Origin of the sequence: Cupriavidus gilardii (assembly GCF_013314895.1) — a bacterium.
Taxonomy (GTDB): Bacteria; Pseudomonadota; Gammaproteobacteria; order Burkholderiales; family Burkholderiaceae; genus Cupriavidus; species Cupriavidus gilardii_C.
Genome location: NZ_JABTYE010000012.1, coordinates 96,314 through 116,983, shown reverse-complemented (window position 1 = coordinate 116,983; position 20,670 = coordinate 96,314). Strand labels below are relative to the sequence as shown.

Genomic DNA, 20,670 nt, shown 5'->3' with positions numbered 1-20,670 from the left:
CCCAACCTGGAGGAGGTGTCCATGCCACAACTCTTCGCCCCCCCGATCATTTCGCTGGCAGTGGAATGTCGGGACCTGAAGGACCTGCGCGCCTGCCATGTCGGACCGTGGTGCGGATTCGGTAGAGGCCTGCTAGTCCTGGGGGATCGGCACTATCAGATTGCCGTGCAAAACGGCCATCTGGCAGTCTCTTCATCGTCTCCGGATCCTGATCCGCAGCTGCCCGCCATCCAGGAGACGGTACACCGCCTGCAACGCGACGTCCTCAAGCAGATTTGCCACCAATGCCGCGACGGCGATGCAGGCGTGAAGCTCAATGGCGCGGTGCGCGCGGCGATCGACGAGGTACCTGTCACCTGCGGACGCCTTGCGGGTCATTGGCTGGCGTCCTTGTTGACGCCGCCCCGCTTCAAGCCCGACTACGAAACCCTGCGCAGCCCGGAAGGCATCCGCGCAAACGTCGGCATGGCGGCTCGCGCGGTGGACGTGGCGGTCCACCGGTTATGCAAGATCCGGATCGTCAACCCCGAGGATTGGGGCAAGGAATTTGCCCGGGAGTTCAGGAAGATGGCGCGCCGCGGCGAAACCGTCAGGGGCATCAGCCTGCTCCTTCATACCCATGCCTGCGCGGTTGGCCTGAAGCGCAAGCAGGCGGCCGGGGAGAAGCGGGTGACATATGGCATCAGCTTCTACGATCCCAATCAAACCGCGACACACTGCCGCATCAAGTACGAGAAGCTGTCCCACGTCGAGACCATCGAGGCGCTTCGCTTCCTGACGCCTGCCTCGCTGGCGTGGTACGGGCGCGACCGAGGCGATACAGCGGTGATGCTGAGTATCGGCGTAGACGAAATGCAGTCGCTGCGATGCGGCCCCACGCTGCCGCCGCTGGGCCCCAGGCCGGTGTCCGGGGATATTCCCTTTCCGTCCCCCGCGGTGGTGTGCTTTCTGATCGGTTTCGATTGCATCGACGGCATGCGTCGTATCGTCGAAGCCCTGCAGGCGCTGCCCGATGCGAAGCGAATACGGTGCCTCACCGACCATTACAAGGCGCCGGCGCTGTATTTCGCGATGCAATCCGGTGATCCGCAGACCTTGACCGAGTATGGCGCGCTGCTGCAAGGCCTGGACGACGACACACGCGCCGAGCTGCTGCTGGCACGCCATACCAACGGGACGACCGGCCTCTACACCGCGCTGATCCGGGGAAGGACAACATTGTTCAAACGCTACTGGGAGCTGGTGAAGACGCTGCCCGACTACTGGCACTACCCGCTGATGCGGGCGGCCAACGCCCGAGGCGGCAGCGCGCTCCACGAGATCTGCAAGGCGGGCCGGGCCGACGACCTCGAAGACGTGTTTCAAGTCATGAACGACATGCCGGTCGAGCTGCGCACGCAATTGCTGATGGCTTACTCGAGCGAAGGTGAGTGCGGCTTGGCAGCGGCGGCGCAGGCGGGGCACGCGAACGTTATCGCACGGTTCCATGGGTCCGTGGCAAGGCTGCCCTTGCAGGCCCGTTATCAGGTGCTCCGTCCCGTTGCGCCGTTGGCGCGATGCGACCGCGGCGCGCCGCCGATTCCCCGATCGGCGGCCGAGAAGTTGCGGGGGATGCTGTACGAGCTCGCACCCCGTCTGCTGCTGACGCCGGCGTTCATCGTCAGGGCGCTGATCACCGGCATTCGCGATGCCGATGATGCGCCCGTACCCAGCGGTGTACCGGCGGCCGTCGGCTAGCAAGCCGAGCCCGAGCCGCGTGGCGGCCGATCGCCGGCAATGGAAGGCCGGAACGCGCGCAGCGGGGCCGCGTTCCGGTCTCCTCAGCCCTGCAGCGCCTCCCGGAACTGCGCCAGCGCCGACGGATCCTCGATGGTCGTCAGGTCGCCGGGATCGCGCCCTTCCGCCACCGCCTGGATCGCGCGTCGCAGCAGCTTGCCGGAGCGCGTCTTCGGCAAGGCGCCGACGAACACCACGCGGGCCGGCCTCGCCACCGCGCCGAGCTGGCGGTCCACCGTCTGCATGATCTCGCCTTCGAGCGCCATGCGGTCCTGCGGCGTGGCGGCGCGCCCGGCGTCGCGCAGGATGCAGACCGCCAGCGCGACCTGCCCCTTCAGCGGATCGGCGACGCCCACCACCGCGACCTCGGCCACCGCAGGATGCGAGGCAATGCTTTCCTCGATCTCGCGCGTGCCAAGCCGGTGGCCTGCCACGTTCAGCACGTCGTCGGTGCGCCCGAGGATGAACAGATAGCCGTCCTCGTCGCGCACGCCCCAGTCGAAGGTCGAATAGCGCTGCCTGTCGGGAAAGCCGGACCAGTAGGTCTTGACGAAGCGCTCGTCGTCGCCCCAGACGGTGCTCATGCAGCCCGGCGGCAACGGCCCCTCGATCGCCACCACGCCCTTCTGCCCGGGCGCGCATTCGGCGCCGGTCTGCTCGTCGACGATGCGCACGTCGTAGCCGTACACCGGCAGCCCAGGGGAGCCCAGCTTTGCGGGCAGCGCCTCGATGCCGTGCTGCAGGGCGATGATCGGCCAGCCGGTCTCGGTCTGCCAGTAGTTGTCGACCACGGGCTTGTTGATGGCCGACTGGATCCAGCTGGCGGTCGGTTCGTCCAGCGGCTCGCCGGCCAGGAACAGCATGCGCAGACTCGACAGGTCGTAGCGGGTCAGCCAGGCGGGATCCTGCTTCTTCAGCACGCGGATCGCGGTCGGCGCGCTGAACATCACGTTGACGCGATACTGCTCGACCAGCTGCCACAGGATGCCGGCATCGGGCCGCACCGGCGTGCCCTCGTACAGCAGCGTGGTCATGCCGGCCAGCAGCGGGCCGTAGACGATATAGCTGTGGCCCACCACCCAGCCGATGTCCGAGGTGCAGAACATCGTGTCGCCGGGCTTGGCGCAGAAGATGTACTCCATCGACGTGGCCAGCGCGACCGCGTAGCCGCCGGTGTCGCGCTGCACGCCCTTGGGCTTGCCGGTGGTTCCCGACGTATAGAGGATGTACGACGGCGCGCTCGATTCGAGCCATTCGCATGGCACCTGCGTCGCGCCGACGCGTTCGCGCCAGGCCAGATAGTCCTCGTCGCGGCCCGGAACACGCTCCATCGGCGCGAGGCCGCGGTCGACCAGCAGGACCTTCTCGGGCGGGCTCTGTGCCAGCCGCAGCGCCTCGTCGAGCAGCGGCTTGTAGGGCACGACCTTGCCCCCGCGCGAGCCGGCATCCGCGCTGACCACCACGCGCGGTCTGGCGTCGTCGATGCGCGCGGCCAGGCTGACCGAGGCAAAGCCGCCAAACACCACCGAATGCACCGCGCCGATGCGCGTGCAGGCCAGCATCGCGAACACCGCCTCGGGGATCATCGGCATATAGATCAGCACGCGATCGCCCTGGCGCACCCCCAGCGCCAGCAGCACCGCGGCCATCCGGTTGACCTCGGCGTGCAGCTCGCGATAGCTGTAGCTGCGGCGCTGGTCGGTTTCGGTCGAGACATGGACCAGTGCCGGCTGCTCGGCCCGTTTGGCCAGATGCCGGTCGACCGCGTTATGGCAGAGATTGGTGCGGCCGCCGACGAACCAGCGCGCGAACGGCGGCCGGCTGTAGTCGAGTACCTGCTCGCAGGGGGTCTGCCAGTCGATGCGGCGGGCCTGCTCGGCCCAGAAGGCGTCGGGATCGACGAGGGAGCGCGCGTGCACGGCGCGGGTGGTGGTCATTGCTGTCTCCTCCGCTGGGGCGGCGGTTATCGTTGGACCGCCAGTTTGCCACCACCGGCACCGGCTTCGCCATCCGCAATGTCCACAAGGTCACGCGCCGGGCCGGCCGGGCCGACCGCACCAAAGAAAAAGGGCACGCCCCTCGGCATGCCCTTTCCCGTTGTTACCGATGGTGCCGCCCTTCAGCGGGCCTTGGCCTTCGCCTTGGCCTTGGGTGCAGCGCTGGCCTTCGTGCTCGCCTTGACGCTGGCGCGTCCGGCGGACGCCTTCGCGCTGGGCTTGGCCGACGCCCGGGATGATGCCCGTACCGCCTTGCCGTGCGGTTCGACCACCACGCGCTGGCGGGCGCTGACGGCGCGACCGCCCTTGCCCGACACGCGGATCACCCGCACCTCGTCGTCGCGCTCGGCGATGGCCCGCGCACGCTTGACCGGCACGTTCAGCACCAGGCTCTGCCCCGCCACCAGCTTGGAGCCGGACAGCTTGTTCCAGGCCCGGACCTGGTTGACCGAGACGCCATAGCGGCGCGCCACCGAGGCAACCGTATCCCGCTTGCCGGCGCGCACCACCAGCCGGCGCGCCTCGGGCAGGTCGGGCTCCATCGCCAGAATCGCGTTTTCCGCCAGCTTGGCGCTGATGTCCTCGGTGTGGCGGCCCGAACGGGGAATCATCACGGTCGAACCGGGCTTGAGCCGCATGCCCTTCGGAATCCGGTTGATCTCGCGCAGCGTGTCCGGATCGACGTTCAGCCGCGCCGCCAGCGATTCGACCCGCTCGCGGCCGTCCACCGTCACCGCGGTCCAGCTCGACAGCCCGCCGCGATAGGTGTTCAGGTTGTACTGGAAGCGCTCGGCGTTCTCGAACGGCAGCAGGATCTGCGGGTTCGACGCGCCCAGGATCACCGGCTTGTTGAACGAGGGATTGAGCGCGCGGAATTCTTCCAGCGGCATGTTGGCCAGCTTGGCGGCCAGCGTCACGTCGATATCGCGCGAGGTCGTCACCGTGACGAAATACGGGTGATCCGGAATCGGCGGCAGCGTGACGCCATAGGCGGCCGGGTTGCTGACGATGTTCTTGACCGCCTGCAGCTTCGGCACGTAGTAGCGCGTCTCGTTGGGCATCGTCAGGCTGGCGTAGTCGGTCGGCAGCCCGCGCGCCTCGTTGCGCGCGATCGCGCGCGACACCGCGCCCTCGCCCCAGTTGTACGCGGCCAGCGCCAGATGCCAGTCGCCGAACATGTCGTGCAGCCGGCCCAGGTAGTCCAGCGCCGCTTCGGTCGAGGCCAGCACATCGCGGCGCTCGTCGCGGAACATGTTCTGCTTCAGGTTGTAGTGCTTGCCGGTGCTCGGAATGAACTGCCACATGCCGGCGGCCTTCGCGCTCGACACCGCCTCCGGGTTGAACGCGCTCTCGACGAAGGGCAGCAGCGCCAGCTCGGTCGGCATGTTGCGGCGTTCGAGCTCGGCGACGATGTGGTACAGGTATTTGCTCGACCGCGCGATCATCCGCTCCATATAGTCGGGCCGCGCCGCATACCACTGCGTGCGGTCCTCGACCAGCGTGCCTTCCAGGTCCGGCATCGAAAAGCCGCGACGGATGCGCACCCAGATGTCCTGCGACTGGCCCAGCGTCCAGTCGATCCTGTCTTCGTCGACATTGATCGGCGCGGTCTCGCGCGCAATGGTCGGCGGCAGGTGGATCGAGTTGAGCGGATCGGTGGGGGGAAGGCCGGATTTGGGCTTGGTGGCGGAGGCCAGGGCGGTCGGCGAGCCGGCCGTGCCGGCTTCATCAGGCGGGACGGGCGTGCTGGCACAAGCCGCCAGCAGCGCCGCACAGGCTACGGCCGCCAGGTATCGACCAATTCTCATCAAGTTCTCGGATCGTGACGCTAAAAATTGGCTGATGCTAAAGACAAAGCGGCTCGTGCGTCAATCGGATTTTCCGCATTCCGCCAAGGGCGAGCGGTCCCGCGCACGGATCGGCCGCCCTACGGCGCCACGACGGCGCCACTACGGCGGCAACGACGGCGGCAACGACGGCGGCGGTCCCGCGGCAACTCGGCGGCAGTCAGGTCAGCGAAAGCCATCCTTCCAGGCCCGCAGCGCGCCGAACGCCGCGGCATCGTCTTGCGCCGTCGCGCCCTGCCGAGCAAGCGCCCGCCGCACCGACGGCTCGCGCGAACGCAGGAAGGGGTTGACCGCGCGCTCGTGGCCGACGGTGGTCGGCACGGTCGGTTCACCAGCGGCGCGCAGTGCCTCGACGCGGGCATCCCAGGCCGCCAGCGCGGCGTTGTCGGGTTCGACCGCACGGGCGAAGCGGACATTGCTGCGCGTATACTCGTGGGCGCAATAGACCCGCGTCGCCTCGGGCAGCGCCGCGAGCTTGTCGAGCGAGGCCAGCATCTGGGCCGGCGTGCCCTCGAACAGGCGCCCGCAGCCGCTGGCAAACATCGTGTCGCCGCAGAACACCACCGGACCGATGCCGGGCAATTCGCCGGTGTAGGCAATATGCCCGGCGGTATGGCCCGGCACCTCGAGCACCCGCAGGCGCAGCGCCGGTGCCTTCAGTTCGACCTCGTCGCCCTCGCGCACCGCACGGGTACGATGGCCGATGCGCTCGGCGGCCGGACCGATCACCGGCACCGGCTCGCCATCGGGTCCCGTCGGATAGGCCGCCAGCAACTCCGCCACGCCGCCCTGGTGATCGCCATGGTGGTGGGTGATTACAATGGCGCCCAGGACCAGCCCCGCCCGCGCCAGATAGGCGAGTACCGGCGCGGCCTCGCCCGGATCGACCACGGCGGCGGCATTGCCGTCGTCGATCGCCCAGATATAGTTATCCTGGAAAGCGGGGATCGGCTCCACCCTCAACATGCGTGCTCCTATGTCCAAGCGTCCGATTATAGATTGGGAAAACTGGCTGGCCTCGGCGCCCGGCCAGTACATGCTGCGCTGGGAGGAAGGCCAGTACGACCGCACCGTGGCCGATATCTTCGGCTACCACGCGGTCCAGCTGGGGCTGCCGGTGCTGGACACGCTGCGCGAGAACCGCATGCCCTTCGGCGCGCTGGCGCTGGACGCCCGCAGCGGCCCGCACGGCCCCCGTGCCGCGGAAACGGGCAGCGCGCCCGGCAGCCAGCTGCTGTGCCGCTTCGACGAGCTCCCGTTCGATACACAGAGCATCGACCTGGTCACGCTGCCGCATGTGCTCGAATTCTCCGAGGACCCGCACGAGGTGCTGCGCGAGGTCGCGCGCGTGCTGATGCCCGAGGGCCGCGTGGTGGTGTCCTGCTTCAATCCGATGAGCCTGTGGGGCGCGCGCCAGGGCCTGAACCGGCTCGGCGCCGACCCGTTCCTGCCGACCGACGCCCAGTCGATCGGCTTCGTGCGCATCAAGGACTGGCTCAAGCTGCTCGGCTTCGATATCATCCGCGGCCGCTTCGGCTGCTATTGTCCGCCCTACCGCACCGACCGCTGGCTGCAGCGCGCTGCCTTCATGGAGAAGGCGGGCGATCGGTGGTGGCCAATCTTCGGCGCGGTCTATATGCTGTCGGCGGTCAAGCGCGTGCGCAACGTCCGGCTGGTCGGACCCGCCTGGAAAACGCCCAAGGCGGCGCTGGCGCCGGTGGCCGCGCCCGTCGCGACGCCAAACGGCACGCACGGCAAGTCGCCCGACGAAGAAAAGTGAGCGGCCTGCGCAGCTGCCCCGTCCGCTCCATCCCTTGCCGCCGGACCATGCCTGGTCCGGCCTGAATCCAACCGCGTCCGCCCCGGCGGACACCCGGCTGCGGCGACATCCGCCGAACCGGTTCGCACTCTTCATCGATGCAAGAAGTCACGATCTATTCCGATGGCGCCTGCAAGGGCAATCCCGGCCCCGGCGGCTGGGGCGCCGTTCTGGTTGCCAATGGCCACGTCAAGGAGCTGTTCGGCGGCGAGGCCAATACCACCAACAACCGGATGGAGCTGACCGCCGTCATCGAGGCGCTGCGCGCGCTCAAGCGGCCCTGCAAGGTGCAGGTCTGGACCGATTCCCAATACGTGCAGAAGGGCATCTCCGAATGGATCCGCGGCTGGAAGGCGCGCGGCTGGAAGACGGCCGAGAAGAAGCCGGTCAAGAACGCCGACCTGTGGCAGACGCTGGACACGCTGGCCGCCGAGCACGATGTCTCGTGGCACTGGGTCCGCGGCCATAACGGCCATCCGGGCAACGAACGAGCCGATGCACTCGCGAATCGCGGTGTCGCCTCCCTCACCGGCGCCCAGGTTGAGTAGAATGCCCGCCATGCGACAAATCGTACTGGACACCGAAACCACGGGCCTGAACGCCGCCACCGGCGACCGGCTGATCGAAATCGGCTGCGTCGAGCTGGTCAATCGGCGGCTCACCGGGCGCAACCTGCATTTCTATATCAACCCGGAGCGCGACATCGACGCCGGCGCGATTGCGGTGCACGGACTGACGGTCGAATTCCTGGCGGACAAACCCAAGTTCGCCGAGGTTGTCCACGAGATCCGCGACTACGTCCAGGACGCCGAGCTGATCATCCACAACGCCGCGTTCGACCTGGGCTTCCTCGACATGGAATTCCAGCGGCTGGGCCTGCCGCCTTTCCGCAAGCATGTCGCCAACGTGATCGATACGCTGCTGGAAGCGCGCCAGATGTTCCCCGGCAAGCGCAACTCGCTCGATGCGCTGTGCGAGCGCCTGGGCGTCAGCAATGCCCACCGGACGCTGCACGGCGCCCTGCTGGACGCCGAACTGCTGGCCGAGGTCTACCTGGCGATGACGCGCGGTCAGAACTCGCTGGTGATCGACATGATGGACGCCAGCGCGGGCGCCGGTCCGGCCGCCGTCGCGGCGACCGACTTGTCGGCGCTGCGCCTGCCGGTGCTGGAACCGACCGAAGACGAATTGGCGGCCCACGCCGCGGTGCTGAAGGACCTCGACAAGGCCAGCGGCGGCAAGACGGTGTGGCAGGAAGCGCCACCGCTGGAAGAGGCGGCATGACGCCTGGCCGCGAGTCGGAGGTCAGCGTCCGGAGGCAAAAAATTCGCCGAAGGGCTTTACAAGATACAACGGCACTGACATAATCTCGCTTTCTCTGCTGCACGGCAGTTCAAGCGCAGCGGCAGGGGTGGTTAGCTCAGCGGTAGAGCACTGCCTTCACACGGCAGGGGTCACAGGTTCAATCCCTGTACCACCCACCAGAATACGAAAAGCCAGCCTCGCGCTGGCTTTTCTCATTTCCGGGGTCGGGGCACATCCGCCCTCCGATTTCTGCCCCGTTCTGCCCCTCCTTCTGCCCCCTCCCCTGCAATCGGTCCGATGCCGCAATTTGTCATCGCGACCTGAACCCGATCCCCGTTTGGCCGATCGACCTCGCAAGGAAATGCGGCGGCACCGCGCTGCCGGCAGCGCCATGCATTCACTCCGGCTTTTATGGTTTCGAAGCTGCGGCTCAAGCCGACAGTTGCTGCATCACGCGATACAGGTCCGACTTGCCCTCGAAGCCAATTCCGGGCAGGTCCGGCATCGTGAGATACCCCTGCTCGACCTTGACGCCATCGGGAAAGCCGCCGAACGGCTGGAACAGATCCGGATAGCTTTCATTGCCGCCCAGGCCCAGGCCCGCGGCAATGTTCAGCGACATCTGATGACCGCCGTGCGGAATGCAGCGTCTTGCGGACCAGCCATGCTGCTTGAGCATGTCCAGCGTCCGCAGGTATTCCACCAAGCCGTAGCTGAGCGCGCAGTCGAATTGCAGGTAGTCGCGATCCGGGCGCATGCCGCCGTAGCGAATCAGGTTGCGGGCGTCCTGCATCGAGAACAGGTCTTCGCCGGTGGCCATCGGCTTGTCGTAGTAGTTGCGCAGCGTGGCCTGCAGTTCGAAGTCCAGCGGATCGCCCGGCTCCTCGTACCAGAACAGATCGTATTGGGACAGCGCCTTGGCGTACTGGATGGCGGTGTCGAGATCGAAGCGCCCGTTCGCATCGACGGCGAGCTTCTGGCCATCCTGCAGCACGCTCAGGACCGAGTCGATGCGGCGCAGATCCTCGTCCAGCGAGGCGCCGCCGATCTTCTTCTTGACCACGGTGTAGCCTCGGTCAATGTAGCTGCGCATCTCGTCCTTCAGCTTGCCGTGGTCCTGGCCGGGGTAGTAATAGCCGCCGGCGGCGTAGACGAACACCTTGCGGTCGGGCTGCCCGTTGCCGTAGCGGTCGGCCAGCAATTGGAACAGCGGCTTGCCTTCGATCTTGGCGACAGCATCCCAGACCGCCATGTCGATGGTGCCGATGGCCACCGAGCGTTCGCCATGACCGCCCGGCTTCTCGTTCTTGAACATCGTGTCCCAGATCTTGTGCGGATCCAGGTTGTTGCCGGTGGCGTCGACGAGCGATTCGGGATCGGCTTCCAGAATGCGCGGAATGAAGCGCTCCCGCATCAGGGTTCCCTGGCCATAGCGACCGTTGGAATTGAAGCCGTAGCCGACGACGGGCTTGCCATCGCGGATCACGTCGGTGATCACGGCGACCAGGCTCAGCGTCATCTTGCTGAAATCGATATAGGCGTTGCGGATGGGGGAACTGATCGGGAAGGTTTTTTCGCGGATTTCTACGATTCTCACAGCGTGACTCCTGACTCGGATGCTGGAACGCCTGGGGCGTCGGAGTCCGTAGCTTAGGCGCGGAATGGGCTACTACAATTGAACCAGTTTCATTTCATTATTCTCCTAAAGTGAAGACTGAGATCGCGTCCGAACTGGAGTTCTTCGTCCTGATCGCCCGGCACGGCTCGTTGGCGGCCGCGGCGCGCGAACTGGACCTGACACCGCCCGCCGCGACAAAGCGGCTGGCGCTGATGGAAAGCCGCCTGGGTGTGCGTCTCGTCAATCGCACCACGCGGCGCATCAGCCTGACGAACGAAGGCGAGACATACCTGGCCTATGCGCAAAGGATCCTGGCCGACCTGAGGGAGATGGAAAGCGTCGTGGCGAGCAGCGGCGCCGAACCGCGCGGACTGCTGCGCGTCAATGCAACGCTCGGCTTTGGACGAACCGCGATTGCCCCGCTGGTTTCCGAATTTGCCAAGCGCTATACGCAGGTGGAGGTCCAGCTGGAGGTCACGGATCGCCCTGTCGATCTGGTCGAAAGCGGGGTCGACCTCGCTATCCGGTTCGGGACGCTGCCCGATAAGCGGTTAAGCGCAAGGCGGATCATGTCGAACCGCCGCTTTCTGTGCGCGTCCCCGGCCTATCTGGAAAGATTCGGCGCGCCGGAATCATTGTCCGATCTTCACAAGCATCGCTGCATCATTCACAGACAGAACGACGAAGCCCACGCCATCTGGCGCTTCGAACAGGACGGACATCAAGAAAGCGTGAAGGTCGCCGGGGCGCTGTCCAGCAATGACGGGGATATCGTGCTCGGCTGGGCGCTCGATGGGCACGGCATCCTGATCCGTTCCGAATGGGACCTCGCGAAGTATCTGGAAAGCGGCCGCTTGCGAGTCGTCTTGCCGCAGTTCAAGCTGCCTTCGGCCGACCTCTTTGTCTACTATTCGCAGCGTCGTAACCAGACGGCGCGCGCGCGTGCTTTCATTGATTTCCTGGTAGCCAGGTTTCAGAAGTCGCCCGAACGGTCGGGGCAACCTGCAGTACAGGCTTCGGCCTAAGCCCCGGGATCGCCCCAAATCGTCGCGTTACGGCACCCAACCCGGCAATTCCGCCGCCTGCCGTATCCAGTCCCCTACCTGGTCTTCGTCGATCCGGTCGGCTTCGTAAATGTCGAGATATCGGGTATTCGGGTCCTTCGATTCGCCGGGCGGCAGGGGGCGCAGCGACGATCCCTTGAAGAACGCGACCTTCACGTACCGGGTGAAGCAATGGAAGCTGAGGAACCAGCCCTTGCCCTCGACGCCGTAGAACGGCGAATTCCACTTCACCGCCTTGCGGACGTCCGGCACGGTTTCCACGATCAGCGCGTCCAGCCGGCGCCCGACCTCGCGCTTCCAGTCCGGCATGGCCTCGATGTAGGCCTGCACGGGCGCATCGCCGTCCCCCTTCGGGATTTGCGGGTTGCCCCCCGAAAGAAGAACCGGCTTGCCGTCGGCCGGCTCGGGAAGAGGTTTCCTGGCGGCTTTTTTCACGGGCGTCCTGGCGGCTTTGGCGGCTTTGGCGGTCTTGGCGGTCTTGGCGGATGTCGCATTGGCCATGGCGTTCACCTCGGTGTCGATGCAGGAGTCTGACGGACCGCCCGGGTGGCCAGTCCTGAACGGGTTCGATCCTATGCCGCGCCCATGCCGGGCCGCAAGCCAAATGTGGAACGCCACTCGATTTCCGGAAAGGCAGTCGAGCCCCGCTCGATCAGGATGGGCCCGTCCTCGTGCTTCACGTCGAGGCAATCCGCTTCGATGGAGCCGATGATCGAACCCGATCAGGTGAATCATGAACAAGGCCTTGATTGCCGCCTCCGTCGCGCTGGCGTTCGCGGCATGTGGGGGCGACGAAGACGACTTGCCCCACCCTCACCCCATCACCTTCCCCGCCGAGGGCCTCTACCGGGGAAAGACCTCCGCGAACCAGGACATCACCGCGTTCGTGCTCGACGATGGCACCTACTACATCGCCTACCAGGCACTGCCCTATTCGAGCGGCGTATTGCAGGGCACGATGCACGCCGCGCACGGCCGCTTCACCTCGTCCAACGGCAAGGATTACAGCGAGACGTTTCGCGAGATCTTCGACGTGTCGGTTGACGGGACCTATGCAACCAGGGGACATCTGAACGGCACGGTGCGTTACCCGGCCACGGGCCAGACCGTGACCTTCACCAGCAGCTACGACAAGGACGACGAGCGCACGCCGACCCTGGCCACCCTCGCTGGCAGCTATGAGGGCAACGCCATCACGCTCCACGTGCTCGAGTCAATGGCAATCCGCATCGCAGCCAACGGCGCCATCAGCGGCACGGGGGCCTCGGGCTGCAAGTTCACCGGCGTCGCGAGCCCCCGCCGCCGCGGCAATCTGTACGACATCACGGTGGTCTACGGTCCGTCACCATGCGCCACCCCGGCGCGACGGCTGAGCGGCATCGCGTACTACCACGCGCAGGATCGCACCTTGTTCGTCACCGGCATGAACGGTGATCGCTCGGAAGGCGTGGTGTTCAGGGGCATGCGGCAAAGCCGCTGACGTCGGGCCGGCGACCCAGGCCGGTCCACACCCCACCATCCGGTAGTGGCAAGGTCTGCGGCCAGGCTCTAAGATTGCCCCGCCCCGGTGCAAGGCCGGGGCGCCTCCCAATAGAAGAACAAAGACAACCCTTCGAGAAATCCATGAACAAGACCCTGCTGATTGCTTCCATGGCACTGGCCCTCGCCGCATGCGGCGGTGGTGGCGGCGACGACGACGGACCCGCTCCGCAACCGGCGACCTCGCCCGCCGAAGGCCTGTACACGGGCAAGACTTCGGCGAACCAGGACATCGCCGGCCTCGTGCTCGACGATGGCACCTACTACATGATCTACACGTCGATGGCCCCCATTTCCCTGGGCGTGGTCCAGGGCAAGCTGAACGCCGTCAACGGCACGTTCAGCTCGAACGACGGCAAGGACTTCAGCGTGACTTCGCGCGGGATTTTCGACGTGACCGTCAACGGCACCTATGCCAGCAAGGGGCATCTGAACGGCACGGTCCGCTATCCGGGGACCGGGCAGACCGCCACGTTCACCAGCACGTACGACAAGAACTACGAGGTGACGCCGTCCCTCTCGACGCTGGCCGGCACCTACAACGGTACCTCGGTGATTCCGGAAGGCGGCGAGTCGGCGACCATCACGGTGGCCGCTTCGGGCGCGATCACCGGCGCGGGCGCGTCCGGCTGCCGCATCGACGGCGTGGCCAAGCCGCGCGCGCGTGGCAACGCCTACGACATCACCGTGACCTTCGGTCCGTCGCCTTGCGTCCGCGCAGGGCAGAAGATGAGCGGCGTCGCCTACTACAGCGCGGAGGATCGCGGTCTGATCGCGGCGGGCACGACTTCGGACCGGTCGGCAGGCGTGCTGTTCGTCGGCACCCGATAACGCGCAACGACACCGGTAGCAACGCCATGCCGCCGGCACCCCGGCGGCATGGCGCCTCGCGCTGGCGTGCGCGGCCACGGCGTATCCAGGCAGGCTTTACCGGATCTGCTGCTGGCGAAAGGCCCCTTCCAGCAATCCCAGCATGCGGCGCGCCGCTTCGGTCAGCACGCGCCCCTTCCTGACGATGACGCGCGTCTTCGCCGCCTCCAGCGCCGTATTGCCGCTGCGGATGGCCACCAGCTCTCCGCGCGCGAGCTCCTCGGCCACGGCGCTGCTCGACAGAAAGGTCACGCCGAGCCGCTTCATCACGAAACGCTTGAGCAAGGCGATCGAGCCGGAAGTGAATGCCGGCTCCAGCTGGATGCCTTCGGCGAACTCGCCCAGGCGGATCAACTGATGCAGTCCGAACCCGGGCGCCATGATGGCAACCGGGTAATCGGCGGCCTCGCGCAGCGAAGGAGTGCCGCCAAGTTTCGTCAGCGGATGGCCGGGCCAGGTCACGATGCAGACCGGCTGGCTGCATTCGCCAACGACTTCGATGTCCGCCTGTGCGGGCGCGTTCATCACCACGCCGATATGCGCCTCGTCCGTGGCGATCCCGGCCACGGCGTCGGCCGCACTGGCCAGTTCGACGGCGACCTGCACCCCGGGGTATTGCCTGCAGAAGACGTCGAGCACGCCATTCATCAGCAGGTCGACATATCCCTCGCCCACCAGCAGCCGCAGCGTGCCGCGCCGCAGGCCCGCCAGCTCGTCGATCCGCTCGCGCAGGGCCTCTTCGCTGGCGAGCCGGTTGCGGCAGTGCTCGAGCACCAGGGCCGCGGCATCGGTCGGCACGATGCCCCTTCCCTTGCGCTCGAACAAGGCCACGCCGAGCTCCTGCTCCAGTTGCTGGATCTGCCGGCTCACCACGGACGGTTCGACGTTGAGCCGGTCCGCCGCGCCGCGCACCGACCCGCAGGTCGCCGCTTCGTAAAAATATCCCAGCCGCTTGTCGCCCAACTTGTCGCCCAACTTGCTCATGCCGATCTCCCGACTCCCCCAATCGTTGACTTGAAGGCAACGATATTCGCCGAAATCATACATTGATCGAACAAAGAGCGGCGGCCAGTATTGCTTCCTGATCGGGCCACACAGAACAGGAGCCACCATGTCGACAGCGGACCTCTGTCAGGTCGAACACCTGACCGCACAGGCCGAGGCGTTGGCCGATATCCGGCGACGCATCCACCAACACCCCGAACTCGCCTACGCGGAACACGCCACCGCTTCACTGGTCGCGCAATTGCTGACCGAATGGGGTTATCAAGTGGCAACCGGAATTGCTGGCACGGGAGTGGTCGCCAGCCTGAAGGTCGGTAGCAGCGACCGGAGCATCGGCATCCGCGCCGACATGGACGCATTGCCGATCCAGGAGGCCACGGGCCTGCCGTACGCGAGCCGGATTTCCGGCGTCATGCATGCGTGCGGGCACGATGGCCACACGGCGATCCTGCTCGGCGCGGCCCAGTACCTGGCCAGGCATCGTCGCTTCGACGGCACGGTCCGCCTCTACTTCCAGCCTGCCGAAGAAGCCGGAGTCGGCAGCGGTGCGCAGCGGATGATCGCCGAAGGCCTGTTCGAACGGTTTCCCTGCGATGCGGTGTTCGGGCTGCACAACCATCCCGGCCAGCCGGCCGGCAAGTTCCTGTTCCGCAGCGGACCGTTCATGGCCTCCGGCGACAAAGTCACCATCACCATATTGGGCAAGGGCAGTCATGCGGCGCGGCCGCACCTCAGCGTGGATCCGATTGTGGTGGCGTCGAGCATCGTCATGGCCTTGCAGACGATCGTCTCCCGCAATGTCGATCCCGCTGCGGCAGCGGTGGTCACGGTGGGGGTGATGCAGGCTGGCACGGCGAACAACGTGATTCCCGCGTCGGCGACGCTCGAGCTCAGCGTCCGCGCATTCGACCCCAGGGTGCGGGAACTGCTGCGCGCGCGCATCGAAGCGCTGGTCCAGGCGCAGGCGCAGAGCTACGGCGCGACCGCCGAGATCGACTACGTCCTCGGCTATCCGGTGGTCGTCAACACCGAGCGCGAGACCGCCTTCGCCATCAAGGTGGCCCGCGAACTGGTCGGCAGCGAGAACGTGGATCCGGACTTCGAACCCGTGATGGCCAGCGAGGACTTTGCCTTCCTGTTGCAGCAACGGCCGGGATGTTTCCTGCGGCTCGGCAATGGCGTCGGTGAAGGCATTGGCCAAGGCGGCTGCATGGTGCATAACCCGCGCTATGACTTCAACGACGCGACGCTGCCGGTCGGCGCGGCCTTCTGGGCCCGGCTGGTTCAGCGCTATCTGGCGGCAGACTGAGCCGGGGCCGACGCGCCGTTCCCGTTCCATCCCCTCATTTCATTCGGAAGATCGACGTATGAAGTCCCTTGCCCCTATCGCGCTGACCGCCCTGACCTCCCTGGCGCTGGCTACCCCGCTCGTCGCCACCGCCGAGCCCGCCTACCCCCTCAAACCCGTCAAGATCGTGGTTGGCTATGCGCCCGGCGGCTCGGCCGATGCCGCCGCACGGCTGCTGGCGAACCAGCTTTCAGTCCGGATGAAACAACCGTTCGTCGTGGAGAATCGCCCCGGCGCCGCCAGCAGCATCGCGGCAAGCGGCGTGGCGCGCTCGGCCCCGGATGGCTACACGCTGTTCCTCGGATCGAACGCCAATGCCATCAACGCGACGCTGTACAAGAAGCTGCCGTTCGACATCCGCAAGGACTTTGCCCCGGTCGCGCTGATCACCAGCTTTCCGAACGTAATGGTGGTCAATCCGTCGATGCCGGTGAAGACGGTGGGCGAGTTCATCGCCTATGCCAAGGCACATCCCGGCGCCGTGAACTTTGCCTCGTCCGGAATCGGCTCGTCCACACACCTGTCGGCCGAAATGTTCAAGTCGATGGCGGGCATCAAGATGGAGCACATTCAGTACAAGGGCAGCGCTCCGGCGCTCACCGATCTGATGGCGGGACAGGTTCAGGTGATGTTCGACAATGCGCCGTCGGTGCTGCGGTTCATCCGCAGCGGCAAGCTGCGCGCCATCGCGGTGACGAGCGCACAGCCACAGCCGTTCGCGCCGCAACTGCCGACGATCGCAGGCGCCGGGCTGCCCGGCTTCGAAGTGAAATCGTGGTATGGCCTGTTCGCGCCCGCCGACACGCCGCCGGCCGTCGTGCAGGCGCTGAATCAGCAGGTCAATGCCGCCTTGCAGGACCGGTCGATGCGCGACCAGCTCGCCACGCTCGGTGCCAGCCCGGAGGGCGGCACGCCGGAAGCCATGCGCAGGCATGTCGAGCAGGAAGTCACCAAGTGGGCGGCCGTCATCCGGCAATCCGGTGCTACCGCAGAGTAGAAGGCAGTCGCGCGAAAAGGGCCGGGTCGCGCGGAAAGCTGGCCCTCACCCGGGGCCGCGCCCGCGGCGGGCTTGCACTACGCCCCAGCGGCCGCCGGCGCGCCTACCGCTACCCTGCGCGTCACCTGATCAATCGCCCCGATCACCTCCGGCACATCCGGCACCACGCCTTCATTGCCGATCGACACGGCCCGGCCCGGCTCCGAAATACCGAAGTGCTCGCGCGACGTCGCGGTGAACAGCATCACCGAGGGCTTGCCCAACGCATGGGCGAGGTGGACGAAGCCGGTGTCGGTGCCGATCACCAGATCCGCCGCGGCAACGCGTTGCGCGCATTCGGTAATCGTCATCTTCGGCAGTACCTCGGCGTCCGGGATGCCGCGCGCCAGCACTTCGGATTGCTCCTTTTCCGCCGGCGAGCCCCAGGGCAGCTGCACGCGATAGCCGCGGGCGTTCAGTTCACGGCCGACCGCGATCCAGCGTTCGGGCGGCCATTTCTTGATTTCGAGCGAGGTCGCGTGGAACAGCATCGCGCGGGGCACACCGTCGGTATTGAGCGGCGTCGCCGGGGTGGGGATGCGCAGTTCGTAGTGCTCCTTGGGATCGAGCTCGTAGCCGAGCGCCTTGGCGGCGACCAGGCGCATCTTGTGTCGGGCGGTGGCATCGCCGTGAGGCGAAAAGATGTCGGTGTAGAACATCTCGGCGCGCGCTTCTCCCAGGTGTTTGGCGGCGTAACCGAAGCGGCGGCGCGTGCGGGCCAGCCAGCCGACAATGGCGCTCTTGTAGACGCCGTGCACGTCCAGCACCACGTCGTACTTTTCACGGCGCAGTTCGCGCACGGCGGCGAGGATCGCGCGCAGGTCCTTCCATTGCTTCGACTTCTTGTAGCCGCGCAGCGGGGGCGCGATCACACGGTCGACGCCGACCGTCCAGCGGGGGATATCGGCGCAGGAGGCATCGGCGACCCAGTCGATCTTGGCATCGGGATAGGCATGCCGCAGATCCCAGATCAGCGGCAGGGTGTGCGCCATATCGCCGAGGGAGGTGATCTTGATAACCAGGATGCGCTTCATGGGTGCAGGAACGGGCCTTTGCCGCGGGGCTGAATTTTTGCGAAGGCCGTAGTATGCACCAGAGGATGGGCCGCGGACGTTTCCGGAGGTAACGGGGGAAGTTGGGAGCCGGGCGTGCGGTGATTGCCCTTTCCCGCGGCCCCTCTCCCGCGCGCGGGAGAGGGGAGAACTGCTGTGGGCCGGTCAGCCGGCTCAGGCCATCACCGCACCCTGCCCTCCTTCCAGGCCTGCAGCAGCTTCTCGTAAGCGATGGTCTCGCCCTTCGGCTTCTCGTTGGCCAGCTTCTTCCAAGGCGCGTGCTCGTCGGACAGCCACTTGGCCGCATCGCCCTTCGGGTTGAGCTTCGGCGCGCAGGTCGCCATGCCGGCGCGCTGCAGCCGCGCCATCACCTGGTCCATCTCCTCGGCCAGGCTGTCCATCGCGGCCTGCGGGGTCTTCTCGCCGGTCACCGCGGTGGCCACGTTCTTCCACCACAGCTGCGCGAGCTTCGGATAGTCGGGCACGTTGGTGCCGGTCGGCGTCCACGCAACCCGGGCCGGGCTGCGGTAGAACTCGATCAGCCCGCCGTACCTGGCCGCGTTCTTGGTCAGATACTCGTGGTTGATGTCGCTGTCGCGGATGAAGGTCAGCCCGGTCAGCGACTTCTTCAGCGACACGGTCTTCGAGGTCACGAACTGCGCGTACAGCCACGCGCCCGCCAGCCGGTTCGGATCGGTCTTCTTGAAGAAGGTCCACGAGCCGACGTCCTGGTAGCCGTTCTGCATGCCCTGCTTCCAGTACGGGCCATACGGCGACGGCGCCATGCGCCACTTCGGCGAGCCGTCGGCGTTGACCACCGGCAGCCCCTTCTTGGTCATGTCCGCGGTGAACGCGGTGTACCAGAAGATCTGCTGCGCGACCTGCCCTTGCGCCGGCACCGGGCCCGCTTCGGAGAAGGTCATGCCCATTGCCTGCGGCGGCGCGTACTTCTTCATCCAGTCGACGTACTTGGTCAGCGCGTAGACCGCTGCCGGGCTGTTGGTGGCGCCGCCGCGCGAGACCGAGGCGCCGACCGGCGTGCACTTGTCCGCCGCCACGCGGATGCCCCATTCGTCGACGGGCATGCCGTTGGGCAGCCCCTTGTCCGCGGTGCCGGCCATCGACAGCCAGGCATCGGTGAAGCGCCAGCCGAGCGACGGGTCTTTCTTGCCATAGTCCATATGGCCATAGACCTTCTTGCCGTCGATCTCCTTGACGTCGTTGGTGAAGAAGTTGGCGATGTCCTCGTAGGCCGACCAGTTGGTCGGCACGCCAAGGTCATAGCCGTACTTGGCCTTGAATTTCTCCTGCAGGTCCTTGCGCGCGAACCAGTCGGCGCGGAACCAGTAGAGGTTCGCGAACTGCTGGTCGGGCAGCTGATACAGCTTGCCGTCCGGCGCGGTGGTGAACTTGGTGCCGATGAAGTCCTTGATGTCGAGGTCCGGATTGGTGAATTCCTTGCCGGCCCCGTTCATGTAGTCGGTCAGCGGCAGGATCGCGCCATAGCGATAGTGCGTGCCGATCAGGTCCGAATCGGAAATCCAGCCGTCGTAGATCGACTTGCCCGACTGCATCGAGGTCTGCAGCTTCTCGACCACGTCGCCTTCCTGGATCAGATCGTGATTGACCTTGATGCCGGTGATTTCCTCGAAGGCACGCGCCAGCGTCTTGGCCTCGTACTCGTGCGTGGTGATCGTCTCGGACACCACATTGACCTGGGTCACGCCCTTGGCCTTGAGCTTGGCGGCCGCGTCGATGAACCACTTCATCTCGGCCAGCTGCTTGTCCTTGGCCAGCGAGGACGGCTGGAACTCGTTGTCGATCCACTTCTTCGCCTCGGCTTCTCCCGCCCAGGCGGCGTGGCCGCAGGCGAGCGCGGCGGCCACCGCCGCCAGCTTCACCGCCAGCCTTGCCTGTTGCTTCAGCGCTGTCATCGATGTCTCCTCGAATGGTCCTTCCCGATAGCGTTGCGGGTCGCGGCCGGGGAAGGATTGAGCCGCGCTACCTGTCAATCAAACGGATTCGAACGCACGTCCGAACCAAAGCAAAACAGCCGCAAAATTGCCCAACCATCAGCCCTTGCGCATCACCAGTGCCAGTACCGCCATCGACAGCACGAAGCTGATCCACACCGACGGCTCTTCCGGCAGGGAGAACCAGTTCATCATCGCCTCGCCCAGCCCAACCCAGGCGAGGTTGATCCACGCGGCGCACATCAGCCCGATAAACAGCCGGTCGCCGCGCGTGGTGGCGATCGGCAGCCAGCCCTTGCGCAAGCGCGTCGGCGAGCGCAGCTCCCAGATCGTCATGCCGATCAGCATCAGCACCACGCAAACGAAGAACACCGCGACCGGCGTGGTCCATACCATCCAGCCGAACATGGCCGTCGTTTCC

The 20,670-nt window shown here is 66.2% G+C and carries 18 protein-coding genes and 1 tRNA gene; 10 read left to right on the top strand and 9 right to left on the bottom strand.

Going from position 1 to position 20,670, the window contains the following annotated elements:
- The first annotated feature begins 21 nt into the window (after positions 1-21).
- Entirely contained in the window at positions 22-1,737 is a 1,716-nt protein-coding gene (locus tag HTY53_RS13855; RefSeq protein WP_174107178.1) for a ShET2/EspL2 family type III secretion system effector toxin, read from the top strand.
- 83 nt (positions 1,738-1,820) lie between these two features.
- Here HTY53_RS13855 and HTY53_RS13850 read toward each other — a convergent pair whose 3' ends face one another.
- From HTY53_RS13850 to gloB, 3 genes are all read right to left on the bottom strand, one after another.
- Positions 1,821-3,713 carry a propionate--CoA ligase gene (locus tag HTY53_RS13850; protein ID WP_174107176.1) on the bottom strand — a complete coding sequence of 631 codons (1,893 nt, stop codon included), beginning with the start codon at positions 3,711-3,713 and terminating at the stop codon, positions 1,821-1,823.
- A gap of 182 nt (positions 3,714-3,895) precedes the next feature.
- On the bottom strand, positions 3,896-5,581 hold the full coding sequence (locus HTY53_RS13845) for a transglycosylase SLT domain-containing protein (RefSeq protein WP_174107174.1): 1,686 nt from the start codon (positions 5,579-5,581) through the stop codon (positions 3,896-3,898).
- 204 nt (positions 5,582-5,785) lie between these two features.
- The gene (gene gloB, locus HTY53_RS13840; protein ID WP_174107172.1) at positions 5,786-6,586 is read right to left on the bottom strand and encodes a hydroxyacylglutathione hydrolase; all 801 of its coding nucleotides are present in this window, start codon (positions 6,584-6,586) and stop codon (positions 5,786-5,788) included.
- Between the two features lie 10 nt (positions 6,587-6,596).
- Between gloB and HTY53_RS13835 the strand changes: the two genes are divergently transcribed.
- The 4 genes from HTY53_RS13835 (at position 6,597) to HTY53_RS13820 (ending at position 8,923) form a co-directional block, all read left to right on the top strand.
- A complete protein-coding gene (locus HTY53_RS13835; protein WP_174107170.1) occupies positions 6,597-7,400 on the top strand; it encodes a class I SAM-dependent methyltransferase in 804 nt (267 codons plus the stop codon).
- Positions 7,401-7,537: 137 nt separating this feature from the next.
- Positions 7,538-7,987: a ribonuclease HI gene (gene rnhA, locus HTY53_RS13830; RefSeq protein WP_174107168.1), complete on the top strand. Its 450-nt coding sequence runs from the start codon at positions 7,538-7,540 to the stop codon at positions 7,985-7,987.
- A gap of 10 nt (positions 7,988-7,997) precedes the next feature.
- On the top strand, positions 7,998-8,723 hold the full coding sequence (gene dnaQ / locus HTY53_RS13825) for a DNA polymerase III subunit epsilon (protein ID WP_174107166.1): 726 nt from the start codon (positions 7,998-8,000) through the stop codon (positions 8,721-8,723).
- Positions 8,724-8,848: 125 nt separating this feature from the next.
- Positions 8,849-8,923 (top strand) — tRNA-Val (locus HTY53_RS13820).
- A 251-nt stretch (positions 8,924-9,174) separates the two neighbouring features.
- Here HTY53_RS13820 and HTY53_RS13815 read toward each other — a convergent pair.
- Complete coding sequence (locus tag HTY53_RS13815; protein ID WP_174107164.1) at positions 9,175-10,341, bottom strand: mandelate racemase/muconate lactonizing enzyme family protein; 1,167 nt, start codon at positions 10,339-10,341, stop codon at positions 9,175-9,177.
- A gap of 110 nt (positions 10,342-10,451) precedes the next feature.
- Between HTY53_RS13815 and HTY53_RS13810 the strand changes: the two genes are divergently transcribed.
- On the top strand, positions 10,452-11,387 hold the full coding sequence (locus HTY53_RS13810; protein WP_174107162.1) for a LysR family transcriptional regulator: 936 nt from the start codon (positions 10,452-10,454) through the stop codon (positions 11,385-11,387).
- 27 nt (positions 11,388-11,414) lie between these two features.
- Here the strand turns inward: HTY53_RS13810 and HTY53_RS13805 are convergent, their stop codons facing one another.
- Positions 11,415-11,927 (bottom strand): DUF1801 domain-containing protein, encoded by a 513-nt coding sequence (locus tag HTY53_RS13805; RefSeq protein WP_217435611.1) that lies wholly within the window; start codon positions 11,925-11,927, stop codon positions 11,415-11,417.
- Positions 11,928-12,159: 232 nt separating this feature from the next.
- On the opposite strand from HTY53_RS13805, the gene HTY53_RS13800 reads away from it, so the two are divergent.
- Together HTY53_RS13800 and HTY53_RS13795 are read left to right on the top strand one after the other, a co-directional pair.
- Entirely contained in the window at positions 12,160-12,906 is a 747-nt protein-coding gene (locus tag HTY53_RS13800) for a hypothetical protein (protein WP_174107160.1), read from the top strand.
- Between the two features lie 143 nt (positions 12,907-13,049).
- A complete protein-coding gene (locus tag HTY53_RS13795; RefSeq protein WP_174107159.1) occupies positions 13,050-13,796 on the top strand; it encodes a hypothetical protein in 747 nt (248 codons plus the stop codon).
- 96 nt (positions 13,797-13,892) lie between these two features.
- On the opposite strand, the gene HTY53_RS13790 is transcribed toward HTY53_RS13795, so the two are convergent.
- On the bottom strand, positions 13,893-14,819 hold the full coding sequence (locus HTY53_RS13790) for a LysR family transcriptional regulator (protein ID WP_174107157.1): 927 nt from the start codon (positions 14,817-14,819) through the stop codon (positions 13,893-13,895).
- Positions 14,820-14,946: 127 nt separating this feature from the next.
- On the opposite strand from HTY53_RS13790, the gene HTY53_RS13785 reads away from it, so the two are divergent.
- Together HTY53_RS13785 and HTY53_RS13780 are read left to right on the top strand one after the other, a co-directional pair.
- Positions 14,947-16,149: a M20 aminoacylase family protein gene (locus tag HTY53_RS13785; RefSeq protein ID WP_174107155.1), complete on the top strand. Its 1,203-nt coding sequence runs from the start codon at positions 14,947-14,949 to the stop codon at positions 16,147-16,149.
- 58 nt (positions 16,150-16,207) lie between these two features.
- Positions 16,208-17,185, top strand: a complete 978-nt coding sequence (locus tag HTY53_RS13780) for a tripartite tricarboxylate transporter substrate binding protein (RefSeq protein WP_174107153.1) — start codon at positions 16,208-16,210, stop codon at positions 17,183-17,185.
- 77 nt (positions 17,186-17,262) lie between these two features.
- Here the strand turns inward: HTY53_RS13780 and waaC are convergent, their stop codons facing one another.
- From waaC to HTY53_RS13765, 3 genes are all read right to left on the bottom strand, one after another.
- Positions 17,263-18,258, bottom strand: a complete 996-nt coding sequence (waaC, locus tag HTY53_RS13775) for a lipopolysaccharide heptosyltransferase I (protein ID WP_174107151.1) — start codon at positions 18,256-18,258, stop codon at positions 17,263-17,265.
- Positions 18,259-18,458: 200 nt separating this feature from the next.
- On the bottom strand, positions 18,459-20,210 hold the full coding sequence (locus HTY53_RS13770) for an ABC transporter substrate-binding protein (protein ID WP_371557296.1): 1,752 nt from the start codon (positions 20,208-20,210) through the stop codon (positions 18,459-18,461).
- A gap of 138 nt (positions 20,211-20,348) precedes the next feature.
- Positions 20,349-20,657 (bottom strand): DUF2160 domain-containing protein, encoded by a 309-nt coding sequence (locus HTY53_RS13765; RefSeq protein WP_174107149.1) that lies wholly within the window; start codon positions 20,655-20,657, stop codon positions 20,349-20,351.
- Between the last annotated feature and the right edge of the window lie 13 nt (positions 20,658-20,670).

Coding starts and splice junctions, on each gene's coding strand:
- HTY53_RS13855 (WP_174107178.1), top strand. CDS start 22: ATGCCACAACTCTTCGCCCCCCCGATCATTTCGCTGGCAGTGGAATGT.
- HTY53_RS13835 (WP_174107170.1), top strand. CDS start 6,597: ATGTCCAAGCGTCCGATTATAGATTGGGAAAACTGGCTGGCCTCGGCG.
- HTY53_RS13770 (WP_371557296.1), bottom strand. CDS start 20,210: ATGACAGCGCTGAAGCAACAGGCAAGGCTGGCGGTGAAGCTGGCGGCG.
- dnaQ (WP_174107166.1), top strand. CDS start 7,998: ATGCGACAAATCGTACTGGACACCGAAACCACGGGCCTGAACGCCGCC.
- HTY53_RS13765 (WP_174107149.1), bottom strand. CDS start 20,657: ATGTTCGGCTGGATGGTATGGACCACGCCGGTCGCGGTGTTCTTCGTT.
- HTY53_RS13800 (WP_174107160.1), top strand. CDS start 12,160: ATGAACAAGGCCTTGATTGCCGCCTCCGTCGCGCTGGCGTTCGCGGCA.
- HTY53_RS13805 (WP_217435611.1), bottom strand. CDS start 11,927: ATGGCCAATGCGACATCCGCCAAGACCGCCAAGACCGCCAAAGCCGCC.
- HTY53_RS13790 (WP_174107157.1), bottom strand. CDS start 14,819: ATGAGCAAGTTGGGCGACAAGTTGGGCGACAAGCGGCTGGGATATTTT.
- waaC (WP_174107151.1), bottom strand. CDS start 18,258: ATGAAGCGCATCCTGGTTATCAAGATCACCTCCCTCGGCGATATGGCG.
- HTY53_RS13845 (WP_174107174.1), bottom strand. CDS start 5,581: ATGAGAATTGGTCGATACCTGGCGGCCGTAGCCTGTGCGGCGCTGCTG.
- HTY53_RS13795 (WP_174107159.1), top strand. CDS start 13,050: ATGAACAAGACCCTGCTGATTGCTTCCATGGCACTGGCCCTCGCCGCA.
- rnhA (WP_174107168.1), top strand. CDS start 7,538: ATGCAAGAAGTCACGATCTATTCCGATGGCGCCTGCAAGGGCAATCCC.
- HTY53_RS13850 (WP_174107176.1), bottom strand. CDS start 3,713: ATGACCACCACCCGCGCCGTGCACGCGCGCTCCCTCGTCGATCCCGAC.
- HTY53_RS13780 (WP_174107153.1), top strand. CDS start 16,208: ATGAAGTCCCTTGCCCCTATCGCGCTGACCGCCCTGACCTCCCTGGCG.
- gloB (WP_174107172.1), bottom strand. CDS start 6,586: ATGTTGAGGGTGGAGCCGATCCCCGCTTTCCAGGATAACTATATCTGG.
- HTY53_RS13785 (WP_174107155.1), top strand. CDS start 14,947: ATGTCGACAGCGGACCTCTGTCAGGTCGAACACCTGACCGCACAGGCC.